Raw genomic sequence first — 25,790 nt, forward strand, 5'->3', positions numbered from 1 at the left:
TGCGAGGTGAAGATACATCAAAAATACCTCCTTCGCTGCATTGAACTGGCCAAAAAGGGACTTGGGACGACGGCTCCAAATCCAATGGTGGGGTGTGTGATCGTGCATCAAAACAACATTATTGGAGAGGGGTTTACCGACCCCTACGGAGGTCCACATGCCGAGGTGAATGCCATCAACTCGGTAAAAAACAAAGAACTGCTTAAAGGTGCTTCTTTGTACGTTACCTTGGAACCTTGCTCCCATTTCGGAAAAACACCTCCCTGCGCCGATTTGATTGCCAAACATCAATTGAAGGAAGTTTTTATAGGCTTGCAGGACCCGCACGGCAAAGTCGCTGGTAAGGGCATCCAAAAACTGAAAGAGGCGGGCTGCAAGGTAACGGTGGGTGTTCTGGAAGATGAATGTCGGGAACATCACAAACGATTTTTGACCTTTCAAGAGAAGAAACGACCCTACATCATTTTAAAATGGGCGGAGTCCAACGATGGATTTTTGGCCCCGGAAAAGTCGTTACGAAATACCAATCCAGAGCCTTTTTGGATTACAAACCCCTACTCCAAACAAATGGTGCACCAATGGCGAAGCCAAGAACAGGCCATTTTGGTGGGTACCCGCACCGTTTTGGAGGACAATCCCAAGCTGACCACCCGTGAATGGTCGGGCAAAAACCCTATTCGGGTGGTGTTGGACAGGCATTTGAAAATAGATGCCTCCCATCATGTTTTGGACAGATCGGTGCAGACCATTATGTTGACAGCAGTAGACGACACATCAAAACATTTGGAGGGAATCACTTATGAAATGGTTGATTTTGCTCAGCCTTTGGCCCAGCAAATCTGTGATGTACTCCATCGGCACAGTATCACCAGTGTGATTGTTGAAGGTGGCGCAAAAATGCTGCAAACCTTTATCGATGCCAATCTATGGGACGAAGCCAGAATATTTAAAGGCACTATTGACTTTAAAAAGGGTTTGCCAGCTCCCCGATTACAAGGAACTTTGCAGCAGCAACAAAAAATATGGACAGATACCTTATCTATTTATCGAAATGATTAAAAACATTATCCTCGATTTTGGCGATGTGCTCATCAATCTGGACAAACCGGCAACGGCCAAAGCCATGGTGCAACATGGGTTCACCGAGATTACACCAGCGCTGGAAGTTTTGTTCCAAGACTACGAGAAAGGTTTTTTGGGCTCTTCGGATTTTTTGGACGAGGTCGCTTCGCATTTTCCCAACGCGAATCGAGATTATCTTATCAAAGCTTGGAATTCGATTCTTTTGGATTTTCCAGAACACCGACTGGAGTTTATTGAACAACTGGCAAGGGAAAATCAATATAAAATGATTTTGTTGAGCAATACCAACGACCTGCATATCGAACATGTAAAGGAGCAGATGGGAATGGAGCGGTTCAACAGGTTTAAAAATGCATTTGATGTGTTTTATTTGAGCTACGAAATGGGAATGCGAAAACCGGACGCTGAAATCTTTGATTTTGTACTGCAAGAAAACCGGCTCTTGGCCCATGAGACCTTTTTTGTGGACGATGTAGCGGAAAATACGGCCTCCGCCGCGGATTTGGGCATCAAGGTTTGGAACTTGCAGGTGGGCAAAGAGGACATCACACAACTAAAATCAAGATTGTAAATGGTATATCTGATTCTTAGCGTACTCAGCTCCACCCTGATTTTTGTGGTCTTCAAATTGTTCGATGTTTACAAAATCCAGACACTGTATGCCATCATCACCAATTATGTGGTGGCCTGCACCGTAGGCTTTTTTTTGTATGAGGGTCCCGTTGGCATAACCGATCTTACCAATAAACCGTGGCTCATTGGCCCAATAGTATTAGGTATCCTTTTTATTGTAATTTTTAATTTGATGGCACGCACGGCACAGGTCTCAGGAGTGTCCGTGGCCTCGGTGGCCACCAAAATGTCGTTGGCCATTCCCGTAGTGATGGGCATGTTGCTTTATGGGGAACGTTTGAGCGCCCTTCAAATCATTGGGATTGCGCTGGCTTTGGTCGCTGTGTATTTGGCTTCCATTAAGGAAAAGCATATCCGCATCGACAGAAAGGCTCTTTTGCTGCCGTTGTTAGTGTTTTTAGGGTCGGGAATCATCGATACCAGCATCCAATACTTTGAGGAAATCCATTTGACCGACCAAGAGATTCCTGTTTTCTCTTCCATGATTTTTGGCTTTGCGGCGCTCACGGGATTTATTTTTATCGGTATTACATCCATAAAGGTCCCGTTAAAAATCAACCTTAAAAATATAGTGGGTGGTATTGCGCTGGGCATACCCAATTATTTTTCCATCTATTTTTTGATTCGCGCCCTTCGGGCGGATATTTTGAGCAGCGCGGCCATATTCACCTTAAATAATGTGGCGATTGTGATGTGCTCCACCCTATTCGGGATTCTGCTTTTTAAGGAGAAGCTGAGCATCAAGAATTGGAGCGGCGTGGCCTTGGCCATTTTGAGCATAATATTGGTAGCTTTGTTCTGATGGATAAAAAAGAAGATGTTTACCGCACTGTCATTAAACCTTCACCCGAAATTTTATATAAGGACCGAAAGAGCAAATTCTATGCTGCGGTTTATCCCATTGCTACGGAAGACGATGTAAAACCGATTGTGGAGGAACTCCGAAAAAAACATCACACCGCCAATCACGTTTGTTATGCTTGGCAATTGGGTACCGATAACCCAGTGTACAGGGCCAATGATGACGGTGAACCCAACAATTCGGCAGGGATGCCGATTTACGGACAAATACAGTCTTTTGACGTCACGAATGTTTTAATCACGGTCACCCGAATTTTTGGGGGCACCAAGCTTGGGGTCGGCGGGTTGATACAAGCCTACAAAACCGCTGCGCAAATGGCATTGGAAAGTGCCCAAATTGTACAAAAGACCTTAAAGGCAGAATTGCATTTAAAATTTGAGTATCCAATGATGGATATGGTGATGCGTACCATCAAACAGAAAGATTTGGATATGGTATCCCAAAAAATGGAACTGGATTGTGAACTTGTGGTCGCGGTTCGCTTAAGTGAATCGGAGGAAACGTTTCAACTTTTCGATGAAATGCATGGGGTAGATGTAAAAATGTCGGTTTGATCGATTCCAGACCGCTTCACTAAAAATTATTAGGAAAAGATTCCTGTCTCCTGTCTCCTGTCTCCTGTCTCCAAAAAATCAATCCTCCAACTTTTCAAGAATGTAATCGGGACATTTAATGGGCCTGCCTGTATTTTTGTCCATAAAGGCCAAAACGGTATGAGCAGTGGCCAATAATTCCCCGGCCTCGTTCACTAGCTCGTAGTCGAACGCAATTTTTACCAAGGGTTTGGAAGTAAGTTGGGTTCGAACCGTTAGTAGATCATCATATACCGCAGATTTCTTGTAGTCGATATGTAAGGAAATTACGGGCAGCATAATACCGTTATCTTCCATGCTTTTGTAAGTGATTCCCATGGCCCTTAACCACTCTACACGACCCAGTTCAAAATACTGGGCATAGTTACCATGATAAACAACCCCCATTTGGTCGGTTTCTGCGTATCGAACCCGAAAAGAATATGAATTTAGACCCATTTTAAGCTGAAAAATTATATATTTAGAGGCTTGCTTATTCTGAGGGAAACATGCGAAAAAAAAACAAGACTTTCAATGACAATTTGATTTTTTTTTTAAAAGAATTGTTCACATATTTGTCGCATCCAATGAGCATCTTGCAACCCTTTAGATGCTTGCTCTTAAGTATTAAAGCTAACCATTAAAACAAGGAAAAACTTCTATGAGTGCTACTGCTAATTCCGTATGGAACAACTGTTTGGCTTTTATCCAAGATAATATCCAACCGCAGGCATTCAAAACATGGTTTGAACCCATTAAACCGATGAAGCTGACCGATAAGGCCCTCAGCATTCAGGTTCCCAGCAAGTTTTTCTATGAATGGCTCGAAGAACATTATGTAAAGCTTTTAAAGGTGGCCCTGACCAGAGAATTGGGGTCCAGTGCAAAGCTTATCTACGTTATAAAAATGGAAAACAAGTACGGCAACAAGGAACCTTTTACGGAACAGATCCCGAGTTCCAACCGTACCGCAGTGGGACCCCAAGAGTTGGACGTACCGATTACCTCCAAAAGTCCCGAGCTTAAAAACCCTTTCGTGATACCGGGAATCCGAAACATAAAAATCGAATCCCAATTAAATCCCAACTACAACTTTGACAATTTCCTTGAAGGAGATTCCAACCGCTTGGCGCGGTCGGCAGGAATGGCCGTGGCGAATAAGCCTGGAGGGACATCCTTTAACCCTTTATTGGTTTTTGGTGGCGTAGGTTTGGGAAAAACCCACTTGGCGCACGCCATAGGGGTAGAAATCAAGGACAAATATCCGGAAAAGACGGTACTCTATATTTCGGCGGAGAAATTCACCCAGCAATATATTGAGTCCGTAAAAAAGAACACCCGAAACGATTTTATCCACTTTTACCAATTGATAGATGTACTTATCATCGATGATGTACAATTCCTATCCGGTAAATCAGGGACCCAAGATGTGTTCTTTCATATTTTCAACCACTTGCACCAAAATGGCAAACAGGTCATTTTGACATCGGATAAGGCGCCCGTGGACATGCAGGACATCGAACAACGTTTGCTGTCCCGTTTCAAATGGGGGTTATCGGCAGAATTGCAAAGCCCGGATTATGAGACCCGGGTATCTATCCTGAAGAACAAATTGTACAGGGATGGTGTGGAAATGCCGGACGACATCATCGATCACGTGGCCAAGAACATCAAAACGAATATCCGCGAACTGGAAGGAGCCATCATTTCCTTGATTGCCCAATCCTCTTTCAATAAACGCGAGGTTACCTTGGAGTTGGCACAACAAGTGGTGGAAAAATTCGTAAAGAATACCAAACGCGAAGTGTCCATCGACTACATCCAAAAAGTGGTTTCCGATTATTTTGAAATGGATGTGGAGACGCTACAGTCCAAAACACGAAAGCGACACATTGTACAGGCAAGACAATTGGCCATGTTCTTCGCCAAAAAGTTCACGAAAGCCTCATTGGCCAGCATTGGCTCCCAAATTGGTAAGCGTGACCACGCCACCGTGCTCCACGCTTGCAAAACAGTGGATAATCTTGCTGAAACCGACAAACAGTTCAGAAAGTATATCGACGATTTGAACAAAAAGTTCTCCTAGCATTTTATACCCATAATTTATGAAAACCAAAGTCTTGATGGTCTGCTTGGGAAATATTTGCAGGTCACCATTGGCTGAAGGTATTTTGCGATCCAAGGTGGATTCGGACAAGGTATTGGTCGATTCTGCAGGAACAGCTGGGTACCATATCGGCAATCCTCCGGACAAACGTTCCATCGCCGTTGCCCAAAAATATGGGTTGGACATCAGCCATCAACGTTGTAGAAAGTTTTCTCGATTGGATTTTTTGGAATTCGACCACATTTATGTGATGGACCGAAGCAATTTTTCGGATGTGGCCCAACTCGCCAGCAATGCACAAGAAGCCCAAAAGGTAAAACTCTTATTGAGCGAAGTGGATTTGGACCTTCAGGAAGTTCCCGACCCCTACTACGGTGGCGATGATGGCTTTGAAAATGTCTACCAAATGGTGGATCAAGCTTGTGAGGCAATTGCGAAAAAGCTAAATTAAACCCATGGAAGCAGAAAAACCAGGTTTGGTGATGGGCAAAGTCTATTTGATTCCCACTACCTTGGGCGACAACGCTCCTTTGGAGGTATTGCCCATATCAGTCAAGGGAACCATTGAGCGGATTGACCACTACATCGTGGAAAACGAAAAGACGGCCCGACGGTTCATTAAGCGTGTAAGCCCTAGTAAATCACAACCAGAGCTGCAACTGTATTCCTTGAACAAGTACACCAAGCCAGAGGAGATTCCTTCCTTCCTAGATCCTTGCATTCACGGATTTGATGTGGGCATCATTTCCGAAGCAGGATGTCCTGGCATAGCAGACCCCGGTGCAGATGTCATTCGGATCGCCCACGAAAGACGCATCAAAGTAGTGCCATTGGTTGGCCCTTCTTCCATTTTAATGGCCATGATGAGCAGCGGCATGAACGGACAAAATTTTGCCTTCAACGGCTATTTGCCCATCGATAATACCGAGCGTAAAAAAATGGTTAAAAATTTGGAGCGCGTGTCCCGAGACCTTGGTCAGTCGCAGATTTTTATGGAAACTCCTTACCGAAACAACAAGTTGCTCAAGGAACTTTTGCGAACCTTGCAGAAATCGACCCGCTTGTGCATTGCTGCGGATATCACCTTGCCCACTGAGTTTATTGCTACCAAGAGTGTACACGAATGGAGCGAAATAGAATTAGATCTGGACAAAAGACCTACCATCTACATCATTCAAGCATAAAAAAAGGCCCCGAATATCGAGGCCCTTTAGTTGCTATTTTTTACTAATTATACTTTGGCGTTTTTCTGTTGCTTGATATTGGAAATATCGTAGCCCGCGAATTTCTTCATATAATACGAGATACTACTTCCGTAAGCATCAGTTACATCGCTTTGTCCATACGATCGTAGATATTTTTTGACGTTTCCTGCGCCGGCCAAATGGGCCGCTGCCAAAATCCCGGACTCTGTGACCTTAATCCCTCCGATGGTTTTTCCATTAAAGCGTTTAATATCTCGTCTCAAAATCCATTTGTTACGGGCAATATTGGCGGCAAAGGCCTTTTCCTGAAGCTCGGCACTGCTCAAGAACTCATCCATATCGTAAACGCCCATCAAATTAAGGGTACTGCTACCAAATTGGTATTTCCCCAAATAACCCAATGTGTTTACGCTATGATATTTGCCCTGGGACTCTTTAAAAGCGAGTGCTTCCTTAAAGCCATTAAAAGCTTTGCCCAGAAAAGGAGGGGTTACCTCGTCCTCGTCAAGAAGTGTGATGGAATCTTGCGGTGCAAAAAATTCCAAATTGGTCGTTACCTTCAATGAATCGGGAATTTCAACGTTCCCTTTCTTCATTACAGAATAAGAACCAAAACTTGTCAAAACTACGATCATGGCAAGATGTAGAATAAAACCTATCCATCTTTTCATAATTTTCATATTTGTGATCTCAATACTATATACGTATCAAAAATCAATTTGGCCGGCAAAGATAGGTTGGGATAAGTTAATGGGTACCCTAAAGCTCATAAAGATTTCTTAAATCGACCCTAAAATCCGTTAAAGTGATGAAAATCAACGGTAAAGAGCACTATCTCATCACCTTTTGTTGGTTGAGCCATCGGGTATATTGCACCTTATTTCGGTTGTGTTGCGCCAAAGTTTTGGCAAATAAGTGGTATCCAAAGTTGGAAACGTCGGCCACAAAATAGAGATAATCGTGCTTTTCTGGGTTCAAAACAGCATCAATGGAACTGATATCCGGCATGGTAATAGGCCCCGGAGGAATCCCTGCATATTTATAGGTATTGTATGGGGAATCCATTTCCAAATCACGGAACAATACTCGTTTTATAATGGTATCGTAGTTGCCCGTTTCCTTTTTGATGGCATAAATCACTGTTGGGTCGGCCTGAAGCAGCATTCCCTTTCGTATTCTGTTAAGATATACCCCAGCCACCCTTGGTCGTTCACCACCTTGGCCGTTTCTTTTTGCACAATGGCAGCCAAGGAAGTTACCTCATTGGGGGTTAGACCCAGTTTTTTTGCCTTTGCTATACGCTCATCGTTCCAAAAGCGGTCGTATTCGGTTTTCATCCGGTCCCTAAAACGCTCTGCATCGGTATTCCAGAAAAATTCATAGGTATTGGGAATGTACATGGCCAGTTTGGTATCCTCATCAAACTTGGTCGATGCCAAAAAATCAGCATCGTTCAAGGTTTGGAGCAGGGAAAGGCTATCGGCCTCAATCTGTTCGGCAATCCTCCCCGCCAAGGATGCCAGGGACTCCTGATTATTGAAAGATACCTGCACTGGAAGGTTTTTGCTTCGCAGCGTATTGATAATCTCGTTATTGTTCATCCCTTTTTGGATGGCGTACTTTCCTGCTTTGATGTTGGTTATGTATCCTTTTCGTTTGGCGACCGACTCAAAAGTGGACAAATCCTTCAACAAGGGCTCCAATGATTTGGTTACATCGGAAAAAGTAGCGTCTGATGCGATATATACAAACGCTTCTTCATTATTGAACTGGGTATTGGGGCTGAATATGGCATTGTAAATTTGATAAGCGATAAAACCACAAATCAACAACCCAAGAATGGCCGTGGCCCAAAGTACTTTTTTAAGATTCATTCCTGTTGATCTTTTGATACATTAATTCGTTCTTGAACCCTTGACTGGTCCTGATCCATTCTTTTTTGACCCCGATTTTCTCAAACCCCATCTTCTCAAATAAATGGATACTCGCTGCATTGTCTTCCAAAATATTGGCATACAGTTGATGTACATCCAAAGTGGAAAAGGCATAATCGCTCAAAAGCGACAAGGCTTCCGCCCCGGCACCTTTATTTCGGTCCCCTGGTTCCACAATGATGATACCGATACCTGCACGGCGATGTTTGGGGTCAAAATCAAACAAATCGATCAATCCTATACACTGATCTTGCAGGTTACTGATGCACAGGCGCAACTGCTTTACTTCGTAAATATCCCTGTGGGCATTGTCCAAATATAGTTGCAGCACCTTTTTGGAATACGGCTTTAACGTACCGCTCAGTTCCCAGACCGAGGTATCGTTTTCCAGTTGGTACAGAAAATCGAGGTCGGTGGGTTCCAGCGCCCGCAGATATACTTGTTTTCCTTTTAGATTGAGCATTCGATGGTTCCTTTAAATACCTGAATGGCAGGTCCTTTTAAAAAAATATTGCTGTACTTGCCGTCCTTTTTCTCAAAAGAAATGGTCAAATCGCCTCCAATGGTATGGATGTGCACTTCGTTGGCAGCCGTTTTACCCGATTCGTGCATGGCCAAGGCCACGGCGGTCACTCCGGTTCCACAGGAAAAGGTCTCGCCTTCCACTCCTCTTTCATAGGTCCTTACATCAAAGGCATTGTCTTTGGTCTGTTCCACAAAGTTGATATTGCTTCCGGACTCACCATAAATGCCATAGCGAAGTTTTTTTCCCTCTTTTTGTACATCGAACTTGTCCAACGCTGTCACCAATTGCACATGGTGAGGGGAACCGGTATCCAAAAAACTATGGTTGGGCTTTTCATGGATCTTGTCCACATCCATCATCTTTAAGTTCACGATATCCCCTTCTATGGTTGCATAGTGCAATCCATCCACGGCATTAAAAGTGGTTTCTTTGTCGATAACACCCAAATAATGGGCAAAAGCGACCAAACATCGACCACCGTTGCCGCACATGCTGCTTTCGGCGCCATCTGAGTTATAATAGACCATCTTAAAATCCGACATATTGTCATTTTCGAGCAGGATTAAACCATCCGCACCTATGCCAAATCTTCGGTCGCAAAGCGCTGCCACAAGCTTGGTATTGTTTTTGGGAAATATAGTTTGACGATTGTCGATAATTACAAAATCGTTCCCTGTTCCTTGGTATTTAAAAAAGGATAGTTCCATAAGCAGCTACAAAGGAACAAATATATGGGATTCTTTAAGCTTTTTTTTGTAGTTAAAACAGCGTTAAACCAACCTGACCGAGAATTGAAAACTTTTAATTTTGATTGAGCTAAATGTTAAATAATTATTGAATTATGAAGAAAATAGCAAGTTTACTCCTAGTATCTGTATTCGCAGGAGCTATTACCCTGGGAGCTTATAAATTGTTTTTTGAGAAGGAAAGCTACAAGTGGGTCACCTCTGAGGAGGAAACGCCTTTGGTGACGACCAGTAATTTGGATACTTCGGCCAGAGGGGCGGGAATCAATGAAGTTGATTTCACCTTGGCTGCCGAGAAAACGGTCAATTCCGTGGTGCACGTTAAAAATATGACCTTGAGCAGAGGCCCATCCAGTATTGCAGAGTTCTTTTATGGGTATGAGCGCCAACAAACCCCTCAAGTAGGAACAGGTTCGGGCGTTGTCATTTCGCCAGATGGATATATTGTCACCAACAATCATGTGATTGCCAACTCAAGCCAGTTGGAAGTTACCTTGAACAACAACAAAACCTACGAAGCCGAGGTGATTGGAACGGACCCCGATTCCGACATTGCCCTGCTGAAAATCGATGCGGAGAATGCACTCCCTTACTTGGCTTTTGGTGATTCTGACAATACCAAAATTGGGGAATGGGTGCTTGCCGTAGGCAATCCTTTTAATTTGACGTCCACAGTAACAGCTGGAATCGTTAGTGCCAAAGCCAGATCGTTGTCACCGACAAGAACCCAATCGTTTATCCAGACCGATGCTGCGGTGAATCCCGGGAACAGCGGGGGTGCCTTAGTGAACACCAATGGAGACCTTATCGGAATCAATACGGCCATTACCTCCCAAACAGGTTCGTATGTGGGTTATGCCTTTGCGGTGCCCAGCAATATCGCGAAGAAAGTGGTAGAGGACATAATGGAGTTTGGTAATGTGCAAAAAGGGCTTTTGGGCATTTCCGCCGCCAATACGAACTCACCTGCTGCCATTGAAATGGGTCTTGACCAGCTCGAAGGTGTATATATTGCCGGTGTGGAAGAGGAATCCGGAGCCGAGGATGCCGGTTTAATGGAAGGCGACGTCATCAAAAAGATAGACAATATCGAAATCCAGAAGTTCTCCGAACTTACCGGTTACCTTTCAGCCAAGAGACCTGGTGATGTGGTACAGGTCACATTGGACCGAGATGGCAAAAGCTTGGTCAAAAATGTGACGTTGAAAAAACAAAACAGCGTTATTTTGCCAGCTACCGCCTTTAGGGTAAAAAACCTGAGCAAGGAGGACATTAAAAAATTCGGGGTATCCAAAGGCGTTAAAATCACCGATGTTCCCCAAGGCTATGAAAGGTATGATTTGAAAGATAAAATTATTGTGGAGGTCGATGGAAACAAGGTCAATAATATTGAGGATGCCAAAAAATATTTTGGTGAGATTTCCCGATACGGACGGACCAGTTTTACCATGATCAACCAGAACGGTGAAAAGGAACATATGATCCTTCAATAAAGTGCCTAAAAAACACTTAAAAGCGTCTCTAAAAAAGACGCTTTTTTTATATCCGAGATGTTTTACGAAAACGTTTGAAATATCTATTTTTGCCGAAAATATATAAACTGTACAACCGCAACCATTTTCCATGAGTGACAATTCTTCCTACGAAAAAGAGCTAGCCTTTCAAGCAGATAGGCGAAAAGCAACTACGGAATTCATCAAAATCATTAGCGACCTCTGGTACGACAAGGCCATTGAAGTGGTCTTGTTCAAAAACCAGATTATCGACAAAAATGTAAGCGACATCATCAACCTGCACGAATATGCCGGTGAATTTGTTCAAAAACCGATGTCCATTTTTGATTCCGTGGAAATATTAAGGGCCATAAACGACCTTAACCTCCCTCCGGCCAAGCTGGATATTGGCAAATTGACCTACGAGTACAACTCCAGCCAAAATGCCCACCTCAATGTAAAGGCGTTCGTAATTGACAAACTTAAAGATGCACAATCATCAAAAGCTATCAAACCCAAAGACGTGGTGCTTTATGGTTTTGGACGTATCGGGCGTTTAGTGGCACGTGAACTTATGGCCAAAACTGGACGGGGAAGTCAGTTGCGCTTGCGTGCGATTGTGGTACGTGGAGAATTGAACAGGGAAATGCTCGAAAAAAGAGCGGCACTCCTTAAAACCGACTCCGTGCACGGACCCTTCACCGGAACCGTGGATGTGGACGACAAGAAACAGGCGCTGATTATTAACGGCACAACGGTAAAAATAATCAATGCCAACCAGCCCGAAGATATTGATTATACCAAACACGGCATCAATAATGCCCTGATCATAGACAATACCGGTGCATTTCGGGACAAAACGGCCCTTTCCCGTCATTTAAAATCCAAAGGAGCGAGCAAGGTGCTGCTCACCGCTCCGGGAAAAGAGGTGCCCAATATCGTACATGGGGTAAATCACAAGGATTTTGATCCTGACAAAACCAACATTTACTCTGCCGCTTCCTGTACCACCAATGCCATTACACCCATTCTCAAGGTGATAGAGGATTCCTTGGGCATTAAAAAAGGGCATTTGGAAACCATACATGCCTACACCAACGACCAAAATTTGGTGGACAATATGCACAGCAAATACCGTAGGGGTCGCGCTGCTGCGCTCAACATGGTGATTACGGAAACTGGTGCGGGCACCGCCGTGGCCAAAGCGCTTCCTTCCCTAAAGGGAAAATTGACATCCAATGCAATTCGGGTTCCCGTACCCAATGGGTCCTTGGCCATTCTTAACCTAGAGGTGAAAAATAAAACCTCGAAGGAAGGTGTGGATACCATCCTAAAAAAATACGCCCTCGAAGGGGATTTGGTGGAACAGATCAAATATGCGTTGAGCAACGAACTGGTATCATCGGACATTGTAGGGACCACGGCGCCATCCATTTATGACAGCAAGGCGACCATTGTGTCGGCCGATGGGAAAAATATTGTACTTTACATATGGTATGACAATGAGTACGGATATTCCCATCAAGTTATCCGATTGGCGAAATATATCGCTAAAGTTAGGCGTTATACCTACTATTAAGGAGGTATGAAATGTTCAAAGAACCGGCTTTCAGTTTTTTAAATTTGGTTTATTGACGTAATTTCGTCCCGCCCTTAATCTAAATTTAACACGAGAACATAATTGAACATGAAGCATTTACGCATTTTATTCGCCTTGACCTTACTTATTTCCACACTGTCCGTCCAAGCACAGGAAGAAGAGTCCGACAATACGCTACGGGGACAATTTGAGGAACTGGAAAGCAAGTCGGGGAACTATCGCGCAAACGGTATCCAGTATGAAGTGATTAAACTATCCGACCTCTATAAAACAAAGAACAACATCTTTGATTCCATAGAAACGGCCAACAAGACCATCAAGGATCTATCGGCTACCATTACGGCCAACGATGCCGAAATAGAGGATTTGAATACCAAGCTGCAGGAAACCACCAACAAGTTGAATGCAGTTACCGAAGAAAAGGACAGTATTTCGTTTTTTGGAGCCATGGTGAGCAAAGGAACCTACAATTTTATTTTGTGGTCCATCATTTTTGGATTGCTGCTGCTTTTGCTGTTCTTTATCTACAGGTTCAGGAACAGTAATTTCTTGACGCAGCAGGCCAAATCTGCCCTTGCCGACTTGGAGGAAGAATATCAGAACCACAGGCGACGGGCTTTGGAGCGCGAGCAGAAAATCAGCAGACAACTGCAGGATGAGCTGAACAAGCAGAAAAAATAGGTGAAAGAGGCTGTCTAAAAATCGGTTTACCTGTCAGTTCGAGCGCAGTCGAGAACGTAAGATGCGTTGATAATCAATGGGTTTCGACTGCGCTCAACCTGACAAAGTTCAAACATTACCGCTTTTAGACAGCCTTTTCCTTTTTGATCCTTTTTACAATACGTTTGATTACTTTTGCGGCATACTAACATTCAGCATACAACTCCATGCGGATTGACATCATTACCGTACTTCCCGAACTTCTGCAAAGTCCTTTTGAAGCTTCTATCCTAAAGCGAGCCATTGAAAAAGGATTGGTAGAGGTGCATCTTCATAATTTGAGGGATTATGCTTCGGGAAATTACAAACAAGTGGACGACTACCAGTTTGGTGGCGGGGCCGGTATGGTCATGATGGTGGAACCTATTGATAAGTGCATTTCCGAACTCAAAGCACAACGGGATTATGACGAAGTGATTTACATGACCCCCGATGGAAACACCCTGAACCAAGGTATGGCCAATGAGATTTCCATGAAAGGGAACATTATTGTGCTTTGCGGGCATTACAAGGGTGTGGACCAAAGGGTAAGGGATATGTTCGTGACCCGTGAAATTTCCATTGGGGATTATGTGCTTTCGGGAGGGGAATTGGCCGCAGCCATCTTGTGCGATGCTGTAATCCGTTTGCTTCCGGGCGTGTTGAACGATGAAACCTCCGCCCTTACCGATACCTTTCAGGATAATTTATTGGCACCGCCCGTGTATACCCGTCCAGCAGAATACAAAGGAATGGAAGTACCCAAGATATTGTTGAGCGGCAACTTCCCCAAAATCGAAAAATGGCGGGAACAACAAGCCCTTGAACGCACCCGCCAAAGAAGGCCCGACCTATTGGAAAATGAGTAAGACTGAAAAGTCAAAAAAACAGCTTGCTATTTCTAAATATTGCATTACTTTTGCAATCTCAAAATCAACCTCTGACGAAATCCGTGAAAGTTGGTCTTGACCCAAACAATTAAAAAGACAAAAATGGAATCCTTAGTAAAATTTGTTGAAGACGAATTTGTTCCAAAAAAAGAATTTCCAAAATTTTCAGCTGGTGACACCATCACTGTTTATTACGAAATCAAGGAAGGTGAAAAAACACGTACCCAGTTCTTTAAGGGTGTGGTGATTCAACGAAGAGGTAGCGGTGCCACCGAAACCTTCACCATTCGCAAAATGTCCGGTACTGTTGGTGTGGAAAGAATTTTCCCAGTAAACATGCCAGCTTTGCAAAGAATTGAAGTAAATAAAAAAGGTAAAGTACGTAGATCCAGAATCTTCTACTTTAGAGGTCTTACCGGTAAAAAGGCCCGTATCAAAGAAGTTAAGGGATAGTTTTTATCCCACATTACAAGAAAAAGCACCTGAAATCGGGTGCTTTTTTTATGAACAATTGTTAATAACATTGGTTCATATCGTGTTGATTTTTAATGCTTTAAAAATTTGCTTTCTTCACATTGTCAAACTACTTTAGCAACAGATATAATAATGATACCATCATCATTATATCGCCTTAAAGTTGACGTTCTTTAAAACTGTGGATATCCTTGGAATTAGTAACACTACTGATCACAAAAGGATTTTCGATTTAGGATATGCTTTGGCAAATACTAATGAGAAATAGAATTTTATGTGCGAACGGAAGAGCAATTTTCCGTTTTGATAAAGTTTAGGAAACCACAGCATACTTTGCAGAATGTAGATTAGTTGAAAAATTAAGAGCATAGCAAAGCAAACGTCGAAAGGGCAAAGGTGCATTCGAAACGATTGTAGTTTGGTACCACCAAACTTTTCCTGAGTCCTATCTGAAAGCCATCTCCTTGGTAAAAACAAGGAAATGGCTTTTGTTTTTTAACAAATTCGCAGCAAAAGCCCACACTTTTAATCACTTCCATTCTTCCTTCACCGTCCATAAATCGTATATTTGCAACCGCTCAAACAAATACATATAAATGGCTAAACTTTATTATACCAAAACAGATGAGGCACCTGCCTTAGCAACACTATCCTTCTTACCCATTGTAAAATCCTTTACCGAAACTGCTGACATTTCCGTTGAGACCAAGGACATCTCTTTGGCCGGTAGAATTGCAGCCATGTTTCCAGAATTATTGACCGAGGAGCAACAAGTTCCGGACGATTTGTCCATTTTGGGCGAACTTGCCAAGACACCAGAGGCCAATATCATCAAATTACCGAATATCAGTGCCTCCATTCCTCAGCTAAAGGAAGCCATCGAAGAACTACAAGAAAAAGGCTACCCACTGCCCGACTATCCGGACGAACCCAAAACAGATGAGGAAAAGGCCATCAAGACTAAATACGATAAAGTAAAAGGAAGTGCCGTAAACCCTGTACTGCGCGAAGGCAACTCCGACCGTAGGGCACCAAAAGCCGTAAAAAATTACGCCAAGGCACATCCGCACACCATGGGCGAATGGTCCTCCGACTCCAAGACCCACGTAGCTACCATGTCACACGGCGACTTTAAATCCAACGAAAAGTCGTTGACGATGGAAAGCGCGGGAGATGTTCGCATTGAGTTAGTGGATGCCAACGGAAACACTACGGTGCTCAAGGATAAACTTTCCCTTCTTAAAGGCGAGGTCATCGATGCCACCGTCATGAGCAAAAAAGCATTGGTGGAGTTTTTGACCAAGGAAATTGCCGATGCAAGAGAGAAGAACCTGTTGTTATCACTCCATTTCAAGGCGACCATGATGAAGGTTTCCGACCCGATCATTTTTGGTCATGCTTTGGAAGTATACTTCTCCGAACTGTTCAAGACCTATGGCGACACCTTCCAAAAGTTGGGCATCAACCCTAACAATGGATTGGAAACCTTATTGGACAAAATCGGGGAACTGCCCGAAGAGCAGCACAAAGAAATTGAAGCAGCCATCAAGGCCAGCATCGACAATGGACCCGATTTGGCCATGGTGAATTCCGATAAGGGAATCACCAACCTTCATGTACCCAGCGATGTCATTATTGACGCTTCCATGCCCGCCATGATCAGAAATTCTGGTAAAATGTGGGACAAAAATGGAGAACTTCAAGATACCAAGGCAATCATTCCTGACAGCAGTTACTCTGGCGTTTACCAAGCGACCATTGATTTCTGCAAAGAGCACGGCGCCTTCGACCCTACTACCATGGGAACAGTGCCCAATGTAGGTTTGATGGCCCAAAAAGCCGAAGAATACGGTTCGCACGACAAAACGTTTGAAATTGAGACGGCTGGAACCGTAAAAGTGGTAGACGCCAACGGAAAAACCTTGATTGAGCACAAGGTAGAAGAAGGAGATATTTGGAGAATGTGCCAGGTAAAGGATGCCCCAGTCCAGGATTGGGTAAAACTGGCAGTTTCCCGAGCCAGGGCAACCAATACGCCCGCCGTTTTCTGGTTGGATGCCGAAAGGGCCCACGACGCAGAACTGATCAAAAAGGTCAATCTATACCTAAAAGACCATGATACGGAAGGATTGGATATTCGAATCCTATCCCCTATCGAAGCGACCAAGTTTACCTTGAAGCGCATGAAAGATGGCAAGGACACGATTTCCGTTTCCGGTAACGTATTGCGGGATTACCTAACGGACCTTTTCCCCATTCTCGAAGTAGGAACCAGTGCCAAGATGTTGTCCATCGTTCCTTTGATGAATGGAGGTGGTTTATTTGAAACAGGTGCCGGAGGTTCTGCCCCAAAACACGTAGAGCAATTTTTGGAAGAAGGTCACTTACGATGGGATTCTTTGGGAGAATTTCTGGCGTTGGCCGTTTCATTGGAGTTTTACGGGGAAAAGAACAAGAACAGCAAAGCTCTCATATTGTCCGAAGCATTGGACAAGGCCACCGAAGAATTTTTGAATCAGGATAAATCGCCCTCACGTAAAGTGAACGAACTGGATACCCGGGGCAGCCATTTCTACCTTGCCCTATATTGGGCAGAGCAATTGGCCAAGCAAGAACAAGATCAAGAATTGAAAACCATCTTCTCTAAAGTGTACGAAGCCATGTCCACCAACGAGCAGAAAATCGCCCAAGAATTGATCGATGCCCAAGGGTCGCCCATGGATATCGGAGGGTATTACCTTCCAAACCCGGAAAAAGCATCCAAAGCCATGCGTCCCAGTGCAACATTGAACCAGATTTTGAGTTCGATCGGGTAGGCAAAATAACGTAACTACAATTCTTTAGGCCGTCCGAAAAGCAGTTTGCCTGTCAGTTCGAGCTTAGTCGAGAACTTAAGAGACTTTGAAAATCAATGGGTTTCGACTGCGCTCAACCTAACAAAGTTCAAATATTAATGCTTTTTAGACGGCCTTTTTTTATTCTTGGACCAAAATGTTAAAATGTGGATGGTTTCCCACTTTCCCTTTTTCACTCTGCCATAAATACGTACTTTTAAAAAAAACAATCGAATGCCCAGACATTATCTTGCGTTGTTGCTAGCCCTGTTTGGGCATTTTTTTGTGATACACGCCCAAGAACGCTATACGTTGAGCGGTACCATTTCCGAAGCTTCCAGTAATGAAACCCTTATCGGGGTCACCGTGGCCATTTCCGAGCTACGAACAGGTACCACGACCAACGAATACGGCTTTTATTCCATTACCCTGCCCGAAGGTGAGTACCAAGTTATTGTGAGCTATTTAGGTTTTCAAGAGGTGGTGCGCACCATCAATTTGAACCAAAACCAAAAATTGGACTTTAAACTGGAAGAAAAGGCAGAAGAGCTTGCCGAGGTGGTCGTCACAGATGATGTGGAAAAACTCGATATACGAAAGCCACAAATGAGCGTTACGTCCCTTTCCTCCAATACCATAAAACAGGTTCCCGTAGTGTTGGGTGAAGCAGACGTTATCAAATCCTTGGTATTGCTCCCTGGAATCACCAACGCTGGTGAAGCTTCCTCCGGATTCAATGTTCGGGGTGGTGCCGTAGACCAAAATCTTATCTTGTTGGACGAGGCGATAATCTTCAATTCTTCACACCTCTTCGGATTCTTTTCCGTATTCAATCCGGACGCCATAAAGGACGTAAAACTCTTCAAGGGGGGTATTCCTGCGCGCTACGGCGGAAGGGTGTCCTCGGTGTTGGAAATCTTTCAAAAAGAAGGAAACAGCAAAGAATTTAAGGTCAACGGTGGGATTGGAGCGGTAGCCAGCAGGTTGCTGGTGGAGGGGCCCATTCAAAAAGACCGTACCGCATTCTTGATCGGCGGCCGTGCCTCCTACGCTCACTTGTTTCTGCCCCTGTTCGACGTCAATAGCAAGGCCTACTTCTACGATTTGAACACCAAAATCAACCATAAAATCAATGAGAACAACAGTGTTTTCCTTTCGGGTTATTTTGGGCGGGACTTATTTAACGTGAGCGAACGCTTCGTGAACATTTACGGGAATGCCGTTGGAAACCTCAGATGGAACCACTTGTTTTCCGATAAACTTTTTTCCAACCTTTCCCTGATTTATTCTGATTATTACTACGGTCTGGAACTCGATTTTGTTGGATTTGAGTGGAATTCCGGGATTCAGAATTTCAATGTAAAATATGACCTGAAGCATTATCTAAATGATAAGTTTCAGATGAATTATGGCCTCAACAGCATCTACTACGTGTTCAACCCCGGGAAGATTGTGCCCAACAGTCCCGATTCCGGTATTGTTGAAGAGCAGCTGACCAAAAAATACGCCAACGAAAATGCAGTCTATGTAGACCTTGAACATCAAATAACTGAAAACCTAAGTATGCAATATGGGCTTAGGGCAAGTCAGTTCAACCGTTTTGGACAGGACGAGTTCTTTGTGTACCAAAACAACAACCCTGTCGAGTTTGACCCCTTTACACTTACGTATCGGGAAGCAAAACCTATAGACACCATAAGCCCTGGAAGAAGCGGAACCTTAAAGTCATTTTTCAATTTGGAGCCCAGGGTATCCATGTCCTACACCTTTAAAGAAAACAATTCCATCAAGGCGAGCTATACACGATTGGCACAATACCTTCACTTATTGTCCAATACCAGCTCCCCTACCCCGTTGGATGTGTGGACGCCCAGCGGACCGTTTGTGGAGCCACAACTACTGGACCAATACGCGATGGGTTATTTTAGAAACATAAAAAATGGGGCCTACACCTTGGAAACCGAAGTGTTCTACAAGGACATTCAAAATCGGATAGATTATATTGATGGGGCCAATCTGATTGCCAATAATGCCATTGAACAGGTCATCCTCAACGGACAGGCCAGGGCCTACGGTCTGGAACTCCTGCTGCGAAAAAACGAAGGCCAATTTAAGGGGTGGTTGGCTTACACCTTATCCCGCTCTGAACAACGAACCCCCGGTCGTACACTCAATTTTGACTCTGGACGTTCCAACCTGGAAACTGGAATCAATTTTGGCGATTGGTACAGTACCCCCTTTGACAAAACACATGACCTTTCCCTCTACGGCAGTTTTGAATTGAACGATAAGTGGAGCTTCAACGCCAACTTTGTCTATCAAACCGGGCAGCCCACCAATTATCCCATAGGCCAATTTGAGTTTGAAGGTGTGAGTGTACCTTATTATGGGTTGCGGAACAAGGAACGGTTACCGGACTATCACCGTTTGGATATATCGGCCATATTGACTCCAAGAAAAAATAAAGGAAGGAAATTTCAATCGGAATGGGTGTTCAGTATTTATAACGCCTACAATCGCATGAACGCCGCCTCTATCAATTTTAGGGAAAACGAAGATACAGGACGTAACGAAGCCGTCCGTACCTCTATTTTTGGTATTGTACCCTCAGTAACCTATAACTTTAAATTCTAGTGAGATGAAGAAACTTATCGCTCTTATGGTTATCGTTTTGGCCATGACATCTTGCGAAGACGTCATCGAGGTAGATCTGCCCGAGGTAGAAACCAGACTCGTGGTAGATGGGCTGTTGCGCGTGGACAAAAGTCAGGAATTTATAGATGTTCGCATCCAAATGCGGGAAAGCAGCAATTTTTTTGAGGATAATCCTCCGGCCCAAGTCGAAAGTGCCCTCATTTACTACGGGGTGCTCGAGAATGGCAATTTTGAAAGTATCGCCTTCAGTAACCTGACCGAAGAAACACCGGGCTCTGGTATATACGTGCCGGACCCCACTTTTATGGAGGACCAACGTATTCGTACCGCCGCTGCGGAACCCGGAGTAGTGTTTGTGTTGCAGGTTACCCATAAGGGAAGAAAGTACTTTGCACAGACCGAATATGCCCCCACCGTTCCCATAGACAATCTGGAACAGGGAACCGACACCCTCTTTGACGAGGAGGAGACTGAAATCATCGTCAGCTTTACGGATAATGGGGATGAGGACAACTTTTATGTCTTTGATTTTATGAACAGTGAGTTTTTGGTAGTGGAAGATGAATTCTTTCAGGGACAACAATTCTCATTTTCCTATTTCTATGATGATGAAATCACCGCTGGAGAAACCGTTACAGTAAGTATACTAGGGGCTACGGAAGAATTCTATAATTATATGGATTTGGTCTTGGAGCAGACGGAAAACAATGGTGGGGTATTCCAAACACCCGTGGCAACCGTACGAGGTAATGTATTTGATATTACGGGATTGGACAATATTACTATTTTGGACAATGTTGAACGCCCAAACGATTATGCATTGGGCTATTTTGGCGTAGTTCAAGAGTTCTCCAGAGAACTAACGATTACGGATTAGCTAATGATATCAAGGCAATGTTCAAATTGATTTTAAGGATTGACTGCGCAATTGTTCACTAAGTACGACCAAAAAAACCCTTAAGGAAGAGGGTAATCAAATTTCCTGAACAAGCTGCTGCCGTTTTTTTACATCAACCATGAAACAAGCGATTACCATACTGTTATGTGCCATCCTGTTTTTTTCTTGTGAGGACACGATTGAGGTGGACTTACCGGAAGTTGAAACACGGCTGATCGTGGATGGTCTTGTCCGAGTGGATAAAAGTCAGGAATTGGTAGATGTAAAGATCAAACTAAGGGAGAGTAGCAATTTCTTCGAGGAGAACCAGCCCACACAAGCCGAAAGCGTGCTGATTTACTATGGAAAACCCACGAGTGGTGGACTTTTTGAGGATATTTCATTCTCTACCCTTGTTGAAAAAGATTTGGGCAGTGGAATCTATGTGCCAAACCTGGAGCAAGACCAAATACGCACCGCCTTTGTAGAGCCTGGTGTAGTTTTTATCCTTCAGATCACACATCAAGGGAAAAGGTACTATGCCCAAACCGAATATGCCCCTACCGTTCCTATTGATAATCTGGAACAAGGCACGGATACTTTTTTGAATGAAGAAGAGACCGAAATCATCGTCACCTTTACCGATAATGGAGATGAGGATAACTTTTACCTCTTTGATTTTATGAACAGTGAGTTTTTGGTGGTGGAAGATGAATTCTTTCAGGGACAGCAATTCTCATTTTCCTATTTCTATGATGATGAAATCACCACTGGAGAAACCGTTACAGTAAGTATCCTAGGGGCTACGGAAGAATTCTATAATTATATGGATTTGGTACTGGAGCAGACGGAAAACAATGGTGGGGTATTCCAAACACCCGTGGCAACCGTGCGAGGTAATGTATTTGATATTACGGGATTGGACAACATCAATCTATTTGATAATGTAGAACGACCCAATGATTACGCCCTCGGCTATTTTGCCATGGTGCAGGAATACACCGCAACCCTTACCATCCCATAATTCATCTCTATACTACGGCATAAAGGAATAGAATCACCAAAAGTCCAATTGTACCCTGAACCAAGGTACCAAGGGTGTGACCTTTAAGCGCTGTCTTTACTTTCATATGGGAAAATTGGGAAACCACCCAAAAATAGCTGTCATTGATGTGTGAAACGGTCATGGCGCCCGCACCAACGGCCAGAACAGCCAGAGCCTTATCCGTAATCGAAATCAAACCAAAAGTCTCCAACAAAGGCGCAATAATGGCCGAAGTGGTAATAATCGCTACCGTTGAAGAACCTTGGGCCGTTTTGAGCACCGCAGCGATAACGAAAGCTATCAAAAGTCCACCAACGCCTGTGCTGGACTCCAAATTGATGATGGAAGCAATATCCATGGTTCGCAGAATGGCTCCAAAAGCCCCTCCTGCCCCTGTGATCAACACAATGGCACCCGCTTGCATGAACGCTTCGGAAACCCATCCTTTTTTATCTTCTTGTGGTACCTTTCTACCCAAAGCAAAAGCAAAAAAGACACCAATCAACAAAGCTATTACCGGACTGCCCAAAAAGTTGAACAGTTGGAACAGCCATCCTTCTCCCAAAGGGTGTGTCGGGTAATCCACGATGGATTTCATGGCTATCAATACAATCGGCACTAATAAAGGCAAAAAAGCCTGATAGGGCTTTACGGTGGCTAAAACCTCTTCCTTTTGCTCTATGGTTTTGGTACTATCATCTTCTTGAAGGGATTTCCCGATGAACCGGGCCCAAAAATAACCTGAAATGGAAACAGGTATGGCCACCAAAAGTCCAAAAATGAGCACCATGCCCAAATCAGCCTCCAAAATAGCGGCTGCTGCCAACGGTCCAGGGGTCGGAGGCACAAACACATGGGCGGAATACAAGCCCGTGGCCAAGGCAATGGCAAACACTAGAGCAGGTATACCCGTTTTTTTGCTGATGGCCTTGTTCAAGGAAGAAAGTATGATGTATCCTGAATCACAATATACAGGGATGGAAATAACAAATCCAGCCAGATTGATTGCCAAAGGGGAGCGTTTTAATCCGATTACCTTTAAAATACTATTGGCCAAGACTTGGGTGCTTCCCGTCTTTTCTAAATAAATTCCGATGACCGTTCCAAAAGCGATGACCAGACCTATGCCCGAAAGCGTGTTGCCGAAACCTTCCGCCATGGTGGTCATGATGTGTTGTGGGGCAAGGCCCAGTAAAAAACCAGAAGCCACTGCTGCAATGGTCAACGAAAAGATGGGGTGCATCTTAAATTTTACAGTGGCCACAATGATAAATAGGACCACTACCCCAAGAACTAGCATTTCCATGGTTGATTTTTAGTGCAATACCCGCTAAATATAAGCTAATATTCCTACTTTGGTCCCATGAGGCATACGAACAAGGAACTTCTGGTAAAAGGTATCAAATCATTTGGGTTTACGGTCGTAGCCATGTTTATGGGACCGTTTCTTATCTACCAAGCGTTTAAAAATGAGGGGCACCCGTTTTATTGGCCCGTACTCATCTTGGGCATTGCGTGCGCTATATTGGCCATTTATTTGGGCTTTCGCTCCGTAAAGACTGTTATGGACGCCGTTTTTGGAGAAAAGACCAAGGATTAGTCGTTCGTCTTTTGAGGCGTATTTTTCCACTTATTGGTCAGTTGTGCATAATCGTAGTCCAATACCGATTTTTGCCGCTCCAATCGACTGGCAGCAAAGGCACGCTGTAAAATGTCCTCTATCAAATAGTCCTCATGGACCTCTTCGGGCTTAAACTCTTCCTTTAAACTGATCTTGAACAGACTGGCCGTGGTATTGTACCAAAATGCCCGCCACCCACTGCGGAGGTCCTTCACCAAATCAAAAGCGGTGGTACCCGTTTGCCTATGGATCAATTTGACCAAAATCTGTCCTTCGGTTCGGGTCAACTTTTTCAGCTCTTCAGAAAATTCCCCCTCAATATATTTTTGCACCTTTCGGGTATATCGCCGTTGGTGCCTTCTTTTTTTGATGAGCTCAAGACTATCGTTCAGTTCCACTAAGCGCTCTGCAGCCAATTTGGCGTAGGGATACACCTTCAAGGTTTTTCTTCGTAGAATGTAATACCGTAGTTTGTCCTGTTGGCTGGCAAAGTCCAATTGTCCGAAAAGATAGACTTCGTCCAGTTCAATGGAGCTCATCAAAATAGAATCTCCCTCAAACCTCACATAATAGTCCTCGATGGAATCTTGGGCAATGGAATCCCGCGGGTAAACCAGCGAATCCTTTTGCGGTTCCTGGGCAAACCCAATGGCGGCAATCGCCAAAAATACAAGCAGAAGAGTGTTACGTAACATCACAATTCTTTCTCAATAGTCCTGCCAAAAGTAAGGATAAAGGTATGATTTGGCTATTAAATAAAAGTGAATATTAGTATGTTTGTGTACTAAATCAGATACATGGCAAAAGAGAAAATCATCAACGAAAAATCGCTTGAATTTTTAGAAAGATATTTGAACAACGCCTCGCCCACGGGCTATGAGCTCGCCGGACAAAAAATTTGGATGGACTATGTGAGGCCCTATGTGGATGAGTTTATTACCGACACTTACGGCACGGCGGTAGGTGTTATCAATCCAAATGCCAAATATAGAGTTGTCATCGAAGGCCACTCCGATGAAATTTCGTGGTATGTGAACTATATCACCGACGAAGGGTTGCTCTACGTTATCCGAAACGGGGGAAGCGACCACCAGATCGCCCCATCCAAATGGGTGAATATCCATACCAAAAATGGTATTGTAAAAGGAGTTTTCGGATGGCCCGCCATCCACACCAGAAATAAGGAGAAAGAGGAACCGCCAAAGTTGGACAACATCTTCATCGATATTGGTGCAAAGGACAAGAAAGAGGTGGAGGAAATGGGCGTTCACGTAGGATGCGTCATCACTTACCCTGACCAGTTCGAAATTTTGAACAAGGACAAGTTTGTTTGTAGGGCCTTGGACAACCGTATGGGCGGTTACATGATTGCAGAGGTGGCCCGCTTGCTCAAAGAGAATAAAAAAGAGCTTCCCTTTGGTCTGTACATCACTAATTCGGTACAAGAAGAGATTGGGCTACGTGGTGCGGAAATGATCACACAGACCATTAAACCGAATGTGGCCATTGTAACAGATGTGTGCCACGACACCACCACCCCAATGATCGATAAAAAGACGGAAGGCGAGACCAAGATTGGCGACGGTCCGGTAATAGCTTATGCGCCTGCGGTACAGAACAAATTGCGCGAACGTATTTTGGAGACTGCGGAAGCCCATAAGATTCCGTTCCAACGCAATGCATCTTCCCGATACACGGGAACCGATACCGATGCCTTTGCATATAGCAATGGTGGCGTGGCCTCGGCTTTGATTTCGTTGCCGTTGCGCTACATGCACACCACGGTAGAAACGGTTCATAAGGATGATGTGGAGAATGTGATCCGGTTGATTTATGAAACTTTATTGAACATTAAGGAAGGGGAAACCTTTAGTTATTTTGATTAACTGAGCCAGTTTCTCAGTGGAATCATTTAAATTAAGTCATCTCGAAGC

The 25,790-nt window shown here is 44.0% G+C and carries 24 protein-coding genes and 1 pseudogene; 18 read left to right on the top strand and 7 right to left on the bottom strand.

Translation table 11 applies throughout. The annotated features are described in order from the left end of the window. Positions 1-6: 6 nt before the first annotated feature. From ribD to ABNE31_RS12675, 4 genes are read left to right on the top strand one after another with little or no spacing between them, the layout of a single operon-like run. Complete coding sequence (gene ribD, locus ABNE31_RS12660) at positions 7-1,059, top strand: bifunctional diaminohydroxyphosphoribosylaminopyrimidine deaminase/5-amino-6-(5-phosphoribosylamino)uracil reductase RibD (protein WP_349351394.1); 1,053 nt, start codon at positions 7-9, stop codon at positions 1,057-1,059. Then, on the top strand, positions 1,052-1,654 hold the full coding sequence (locus ABNE31_RS12665) for an HAD family phosphatase (RefSeq protein WP_349351395.1): 603 nt from the start codon (positions 1,052-1,054) through the stop codon (positions 1,652-1,654). The genes ribD and ABNE31_RS12665 overlap by 8 nt, the downstream gene beginning before the upstream one ends. Further along, positions 1,655-2,518, top strand: coding sequence for a DMT family transporter (locus ABNE31_RS12670; protein ID WP_349351396.1), 864 nt, complete (start codon positions 1,655-1,657; stop codon positions 2,516-2,518). It abuts the gene before it with no gap. Beyond that, a complete protein-coding gene (locus ABNE31_RS12675) occupies positions 2,518-3,132 on the top strand; it encodes a YigZ family protein (RefSeq protein ID WP_349351397.1) in 615 nt (204 codons plus the stop codon). Before ABNE31_RS12670 ends, ABNE31_RS12675 begins: the two co-directional genes overlap by 1 nt. Positions 3,133-3,210: 78 nt before the next feature. Here ABNE31_RS12675 and ABNE31_RS12680 read toward each other — a convergent pair whose 3' ends face one another. Then, positions 3,211-3,609, bottom strand: coding sequence for a thioesterase family protein (locus tag ABNE31_RS12680; protein ID WP_349351398.1), 399 nt, complete (start codon positions 3,607-3,609; stop codon positions 3,211-3,213). 202 nt (positions 3,610-3,811) lie between these two features. On the opposite strand from ABNE31_RS12680, the gene dnaA reads away from it, so the two are divergent. Genes dnaA through ABNE31_RS12695 form a run of 3 tightly spaced genes read left to right on the top strand, consistent with a single transcriptional unit; the run spans position 3,812 to position 6,441 of the window. Then, the gene (gene dnaA / locus ABNE31_RS12685; protein ID WP_179383932.1) at positions 3,812-5,236 is read left to right on the top strand and encodes a chromosomal replication initiator protein DnaA; all 1,425 of its coding nucleotides are present in this window, start codon (positions 3,812-3,814) and stop codon (positions 5,234-5,236) included. Positions 5,237-5,255: 19 nt separating this feature from the next. Then, positions 5,256-5,708 (top strand): low molecular weight protein-tyrosine-phosphatase, encoded by a 453-nt coding sequence (locus ABNE31_RS12690; RefSeq protein WP_349351399.1) that lies wholly within the window; start codon positions 5,256-5,258, stop codon positions 5,706-5,708. 4 nt (positions 5,709-5,712) lie between these two features. Next, a complete protein-coding gene (locus tag ABNE31_RS12695; protein WP_349351400.1) occupies positions 5,713-6,441 on the top strand; it encodes an SAM-dependent methyltransferase in 729 nt (242 codons plus the stop codon). A 47-nt stretch (positions 6,442-6,488) separates the two neighbouring features. Here ABNE31_RS12695 and ABNE31_RS12700 read toward each other — a convergent pair whose 3' ends face one another. From ABNE31_RS12700 to dapF, 4 genes and pseudogenes are all read right to left on the bottom strand, one after another. Continuing rightward, complete coding sequence (locus tag ABNE31_RS12700; protein ID WP_349351401.1) at positions 6,489-7,133, bottom strand: hypothetical protein; 645 nt, start codon at positions 7,131-7,133, stop codon at positions 6,489-6,491. Between the two features lie 160 nt (positions 7,134-7,293). After that, positions 7,294-8,336, bottom strand: a pseudogene (mltG, locus tag ABNE31_RS12705) (endolytic transglycosylase MltG). Then, positions 8,326-8,859 (bottom strand): GNAT family protein, encoded by a 534-nt coding sequence (locus tag ABNE31_RS12710; protein ID WP_293289385.1) that lies wholly within the window; start codon positions 8,857-8,859, stop codon positions 8,326-8,328. Before ABNE31_RS12710 ends, mltG begins: the two are co-directional and overlap by 11 nt. Next, entirely contained in the window at positions 8,847-9,629 is a 783-nt protein-coding gene (gene dapF / locus ABNE31_RS12715; RefSeq protein ID WP_349351402.1) for a diaminopimelate epimerase, read from the bottom strand. The genes ABNE31_RS12710 and dapF overlap by 13 nt, the downstream gene beginning before the upstream one ends. 134 nt (positions 9,630-9,763) lie before the next feature. On the opposite strand from dapF, the gene ABNE31_RS12720 reads away from it, so the two are divergent. From ABNE31_RS12720 to ABNE31_RS12760, 9 genes are all read left to right on the top strand, one after another. Then, on the top strand, positions 9,764-11,161 hold the full coding sequence (locus ABNE31_RS12720) for a trypsin-like peptidase domain-containing protein (RefSeq protein ID WP_293282324.1): 1,398 nt from the start codon (positions 9,764-9,766) through the stop codon (positions 11,159-11,161). Positions 11,162-11,291: 130 nt separating this feature from the next. Beyond that, entirely contained in the window at positions 11,292-12,740 is a 1,449-nt protein-coding gene (locus tag ABNE31_RS12725) for a glyceraldehyde-3-phosphate dehydrogenase (RefSeq protein ID WP_349351403.1), read from the top strand. 108 nt (positions 12,741-12,848) lie between these two features. After that, positions 12,849-13,442 (top strand): tRNA (guanine-N1)-methyltransferase, encoded by a 594-nt coding sequence (locus ABNE31_RS12730; protein ID WP_179383941.1) that lies wholly within the window; start codon positions 12,849-12,851, stop codon positions 13,440-13,442. 206 nt (positions 13,443-13,648) lie between these two features. Then, positions 13,649-14,329 carry a tRNA (guanosine(37)-N1)-methyltransferase TrmD gene (gene trmD, locus ABNE31_RS12735; RefSeq protein WP_349351404.1) on the top strand — a complete coding sequence of 227 codons (681 nt, stop codon included), beginning with the start codon at positions 13,649-13,651 and terminating at the stop codon, positions 14,327-14,329. 123 nt (positions 14,330-14,452) lie between these two features. Next, on the top strand, positions 14,453-14,803 hold the full coding sequence (gene rplS, locus ABNE31_RS12740; RefSeq protein ID WP_163627495.1) for a 50S ribosomal protein L19: 351 nt from the start codon (positions 14,453-14,455) through the stop codon (positions 14,801-14,803). Positions 14,804-15,420: 617 nt separating this feature from the next. After that, positions 15,421-17,640: an NADP-dependent isocitrate dehydrogenase gene (locus ABNE31_RS12745; protein ID WP_349351405.1), complete on the top strand. Its 2,220-nt coding sequence runs from the start codon at positions 15,421-15,423 to the stop codon at positions 17,638-17,640. A gap of 252 nt (positions 17,641-17,892) precedes the next feature. Beyond that, complete coding sequence (locus ABNE31_RS12750; RefSeq protein WP_179383944.1) at positions 17,893-20,292, top strand: TonB-dependent receptor; 2,400 nt, start codon at positions 17,893-17,895, stop codon at positions 20,290-20,292. Positions 20,293-20,296: 4 nt separating this feature from the next. After that, positions 20,297-21,190, top strand: a complete 894-nt coding sequence (locus tag ABNE31_RS12755; RefSeq protein ID WP_349351406.1) for a DUF4249 family protein — start codon at positions 20,297-20,299, stop codon at positions 21,188-21,190. Positions 21,191-21,329: 139 nt separating this feature from the next. Further along, positions 21,330-22,214 carry a DUF4249 family protein gene (locus ABNE31_RS12760; RefSeq protein WP_349351407.1) on the top strand — a complete coding sequence of 295 codons (885 nt, stop codon included), beginning with the start codon at positions 21,330-21,332 and terminating at the stop codon, positions 22,212-22,214. A 7-nt stretch (positions 22,215-22,221) separates the two neighbouring features. On the opposite strand, the gene ABNE31_RS12765 is transcribed toward ABNE31_RS12760, so the two are convergent. Beyond that, positions 22,222-23,541 (bottom strand): GntP family permease, encoded by a 1,320-nt coding sequence (locus tag ABNE31_RS12765; RefSeq protein WP_349351408.1) that lies wholly within the window; start codon positions 23,539-23,541, stop codon positions 22,222-22,224. A 57-nt stretch (positions 23,542-23,598) separates the two neighbouring features. On the opposite strand from ABNE31_RS12765, the gene ABNE31_RS12770 reads away from it, so the two are divergent. Further along, positions 23,599-23,835, top strand: coding sequence for a DUF6095 family protein (locus ABNE31_RS12770; RefSeq protein WP_349351409.1), 237 nt, complete (start codon positions 23,599-23,601; stop codon positions 23,833-23,835). Here ABNE31_RS12770 and ABNE31_RS12775 read toward each other — a convergent pair. Continuing rightward, positions 23,832-24,551, bottom strand: a complete 720-nt coding sequence (locus tag ABNE31_RS12775) for a DUF4294 domain-containing protein (protein WP_179383949.1) — start codon at positions 24,549-24,551, stop codon at positions 23,832-23,834. The genes ABNE31_RS12770 and ABNE31_RS12775 overlap by 4 nt on opposite strands. A 102-nt stretch (positions 24,552-24,653) precedes the next feature. Here ABNE31_RS12775 and ABNE31_RS12780 point away from each other — a divergent pair, with 102 nt between their 5' ends. Next, a complete protein-coding gene (locus tag ABNE31_RS12780) occupies positions 24,654-25,742 on the top strand; it encodes a M42 family metallopeptidase (RefSeq protein ID WP_179383950.1) in 1,089 nt (362 codons plus the stop codon). Positions 25,743-25,790: the final 48 nt, after the last annotated feature.

It is taken from the genome of Flagellimonas sp. MMG031, from assembly GCF_040112705.1.
In the GTDB taxonomy this organism is placed as follows: domain Bacteria; phylum Bacteroidota; class Bacteroidia; order Flavobacteriales; family Flavobacteriaceae; genus Flagellimonas.

Coding starts and splice junctions, on each gene's coding strand:
- dapF (WP_349351402.1), bottom strand. CDS start 9,629: ATGGAACTATCCTTTTTTAAATACCAAGGAACAGGGAACGATTTTGTA.
- ABNE31_RS12755 (WP_349351406.1), top strand. CDS start 20,297: ATGAAGAAACTTATCGCTCTTATGGTTATCGTTTTGGCCATGACATCT.
- ABNE31_RS12775 (WP_179383949.1), bottom strand. CDS start 24,551: ATGTTACGTAACACTCTTCTGCTTGTATTTTTGGCGATTGCCGCCATT.
- ABNE31_RS12725 (WP_349351403.1), top strand. CDS start 11,292: ATGAGTGACAATTCTTCCTACGAAAAAGAGCTAGCCTTTCAAGCAGAT.
- ABNE31_RS12745 (WP_349351405.1), top strand. CDS start 15,421: ATGGCTAAACTTTATTATACCAAAACAGATGAGGCACCTGCCTTAGCA.
- dnaA (WP_179383932.1), top strand. CDS start 3,812: ATGAGTGCTACTGCTAATTCCGTATGGAACAACTGTTTGGCTTTTATC.
- ABNE31_RS12680 (WP_349351398.1), bottom strand. CDS start 3,609: ATGGGTCTAAATTCATATTCTTTTCGGGTTCGATACGCAGAAACCGAC.
- ABNE31_RS12710 (WP_293289385.1), bottom strand. CDS start 8,859: ATGCTCAATCTAAAAGGAAAACAAGTATATCTGCGGGCGCTGGAACCC.
- ABNE31_RS12670 (WP_349351396.1), top strand. CDS start 1,655: ATGGTATATCTGATTCTTAGCGTACTCAGCTCCACCCTGATTTTTGTG.
- ABNE31_RS12665 (WP_349351395.1), top strand. CDS start 1,052: ATGATTAAAAACATTATCCTCGATTTTGGCGATGTGCTCATCAATCTG.
- ABNE31_RS12720 (WP_293282324.1), top strand. CDS start 9,764: ATGAAGAAAATAGCAAGTTTACTCCTAGTATCTGTATTCGCAGGAGCT.
- ABNE31_RS12760 (WP_349351407.1), top strand. CDS start 21,330: ATGAAACAAGCGATTACCATACTGTTATGTGCCATCCTGTTTTTTTCT.
- ABNE31_RS12765 (WP_349351408.1), bottom strand. CDS start 23,541: ATGGAAATGCTAGTTCTTGGGGTAGTGGTCCTATTTATCATTGTGGCC.
- ABNE31_RS12695 (WP_349351400.1), top strand. CDS start 5,713: ATGGAAGCAGAAAAACCAGGTTTGGTGATGGGCAAAGTCTATTTGATT.
- rplS (WP_163627495.1), top strand. CDS start 14,453: ATGGAATCCTTAGTAAAATTTGTTGAAGACGAATTTGTTCCAAAAAAA.
- ABNE31_RS12770 (WP_349351409.1), top strand. CDS start 23,599: ATGAGGCATACGAACAAGGAACTTCTGGTAAAAGGTATCAAATCATTT.
- ABNE31_RS12700 (WP_349351401.1), bottom strand. CDS start 7,133: ATGAAAAGATGGATAGGTTTTATTCTACATCTTGCCATGATCGTAGTT.
- ABNE31_RS12780 (WP_179383950.1), top strand. CDS start 24,654: ATGGCAAAAGAGAAAATCATCAACGAAAAATCGCTTGAATTTTTAGAA.
- trmD (WP_349351404.1), top strand. CDS start 13,649: ATGCGGATTGACATCATTACCGTACTTCCCGAACTTCTGCAAAGTCCT.
- ABNE31_RS12690 (WP_349351399.1), top strand. CDS start 5,256: ATGAAAACCAAAGTCTTGATGGTCTGCTTGGGAAATATTTGCAGGTCA.
- ABNE31_RS12750 (WP_179383944.1), top strand. CDS start 17,893: ATGCCCAGACATTATCTTGCGTTGTTGCTAGCCCTGTTTGGGCATTTT.
- ABNE31_RS12675 (WP_349351397.1), top strand. CDS start 2,518: ATGGATAAAAAAGAAGATGTTTACCGCACTGTCATTAAACCTTCACCC.
- ABNE31_RS12730 (WP_179383941.1), top strand. CDS start 12,849: ATGAAGCATTTACGCATTTTATTCGCCTTGACCTTACTTATTTCCACA.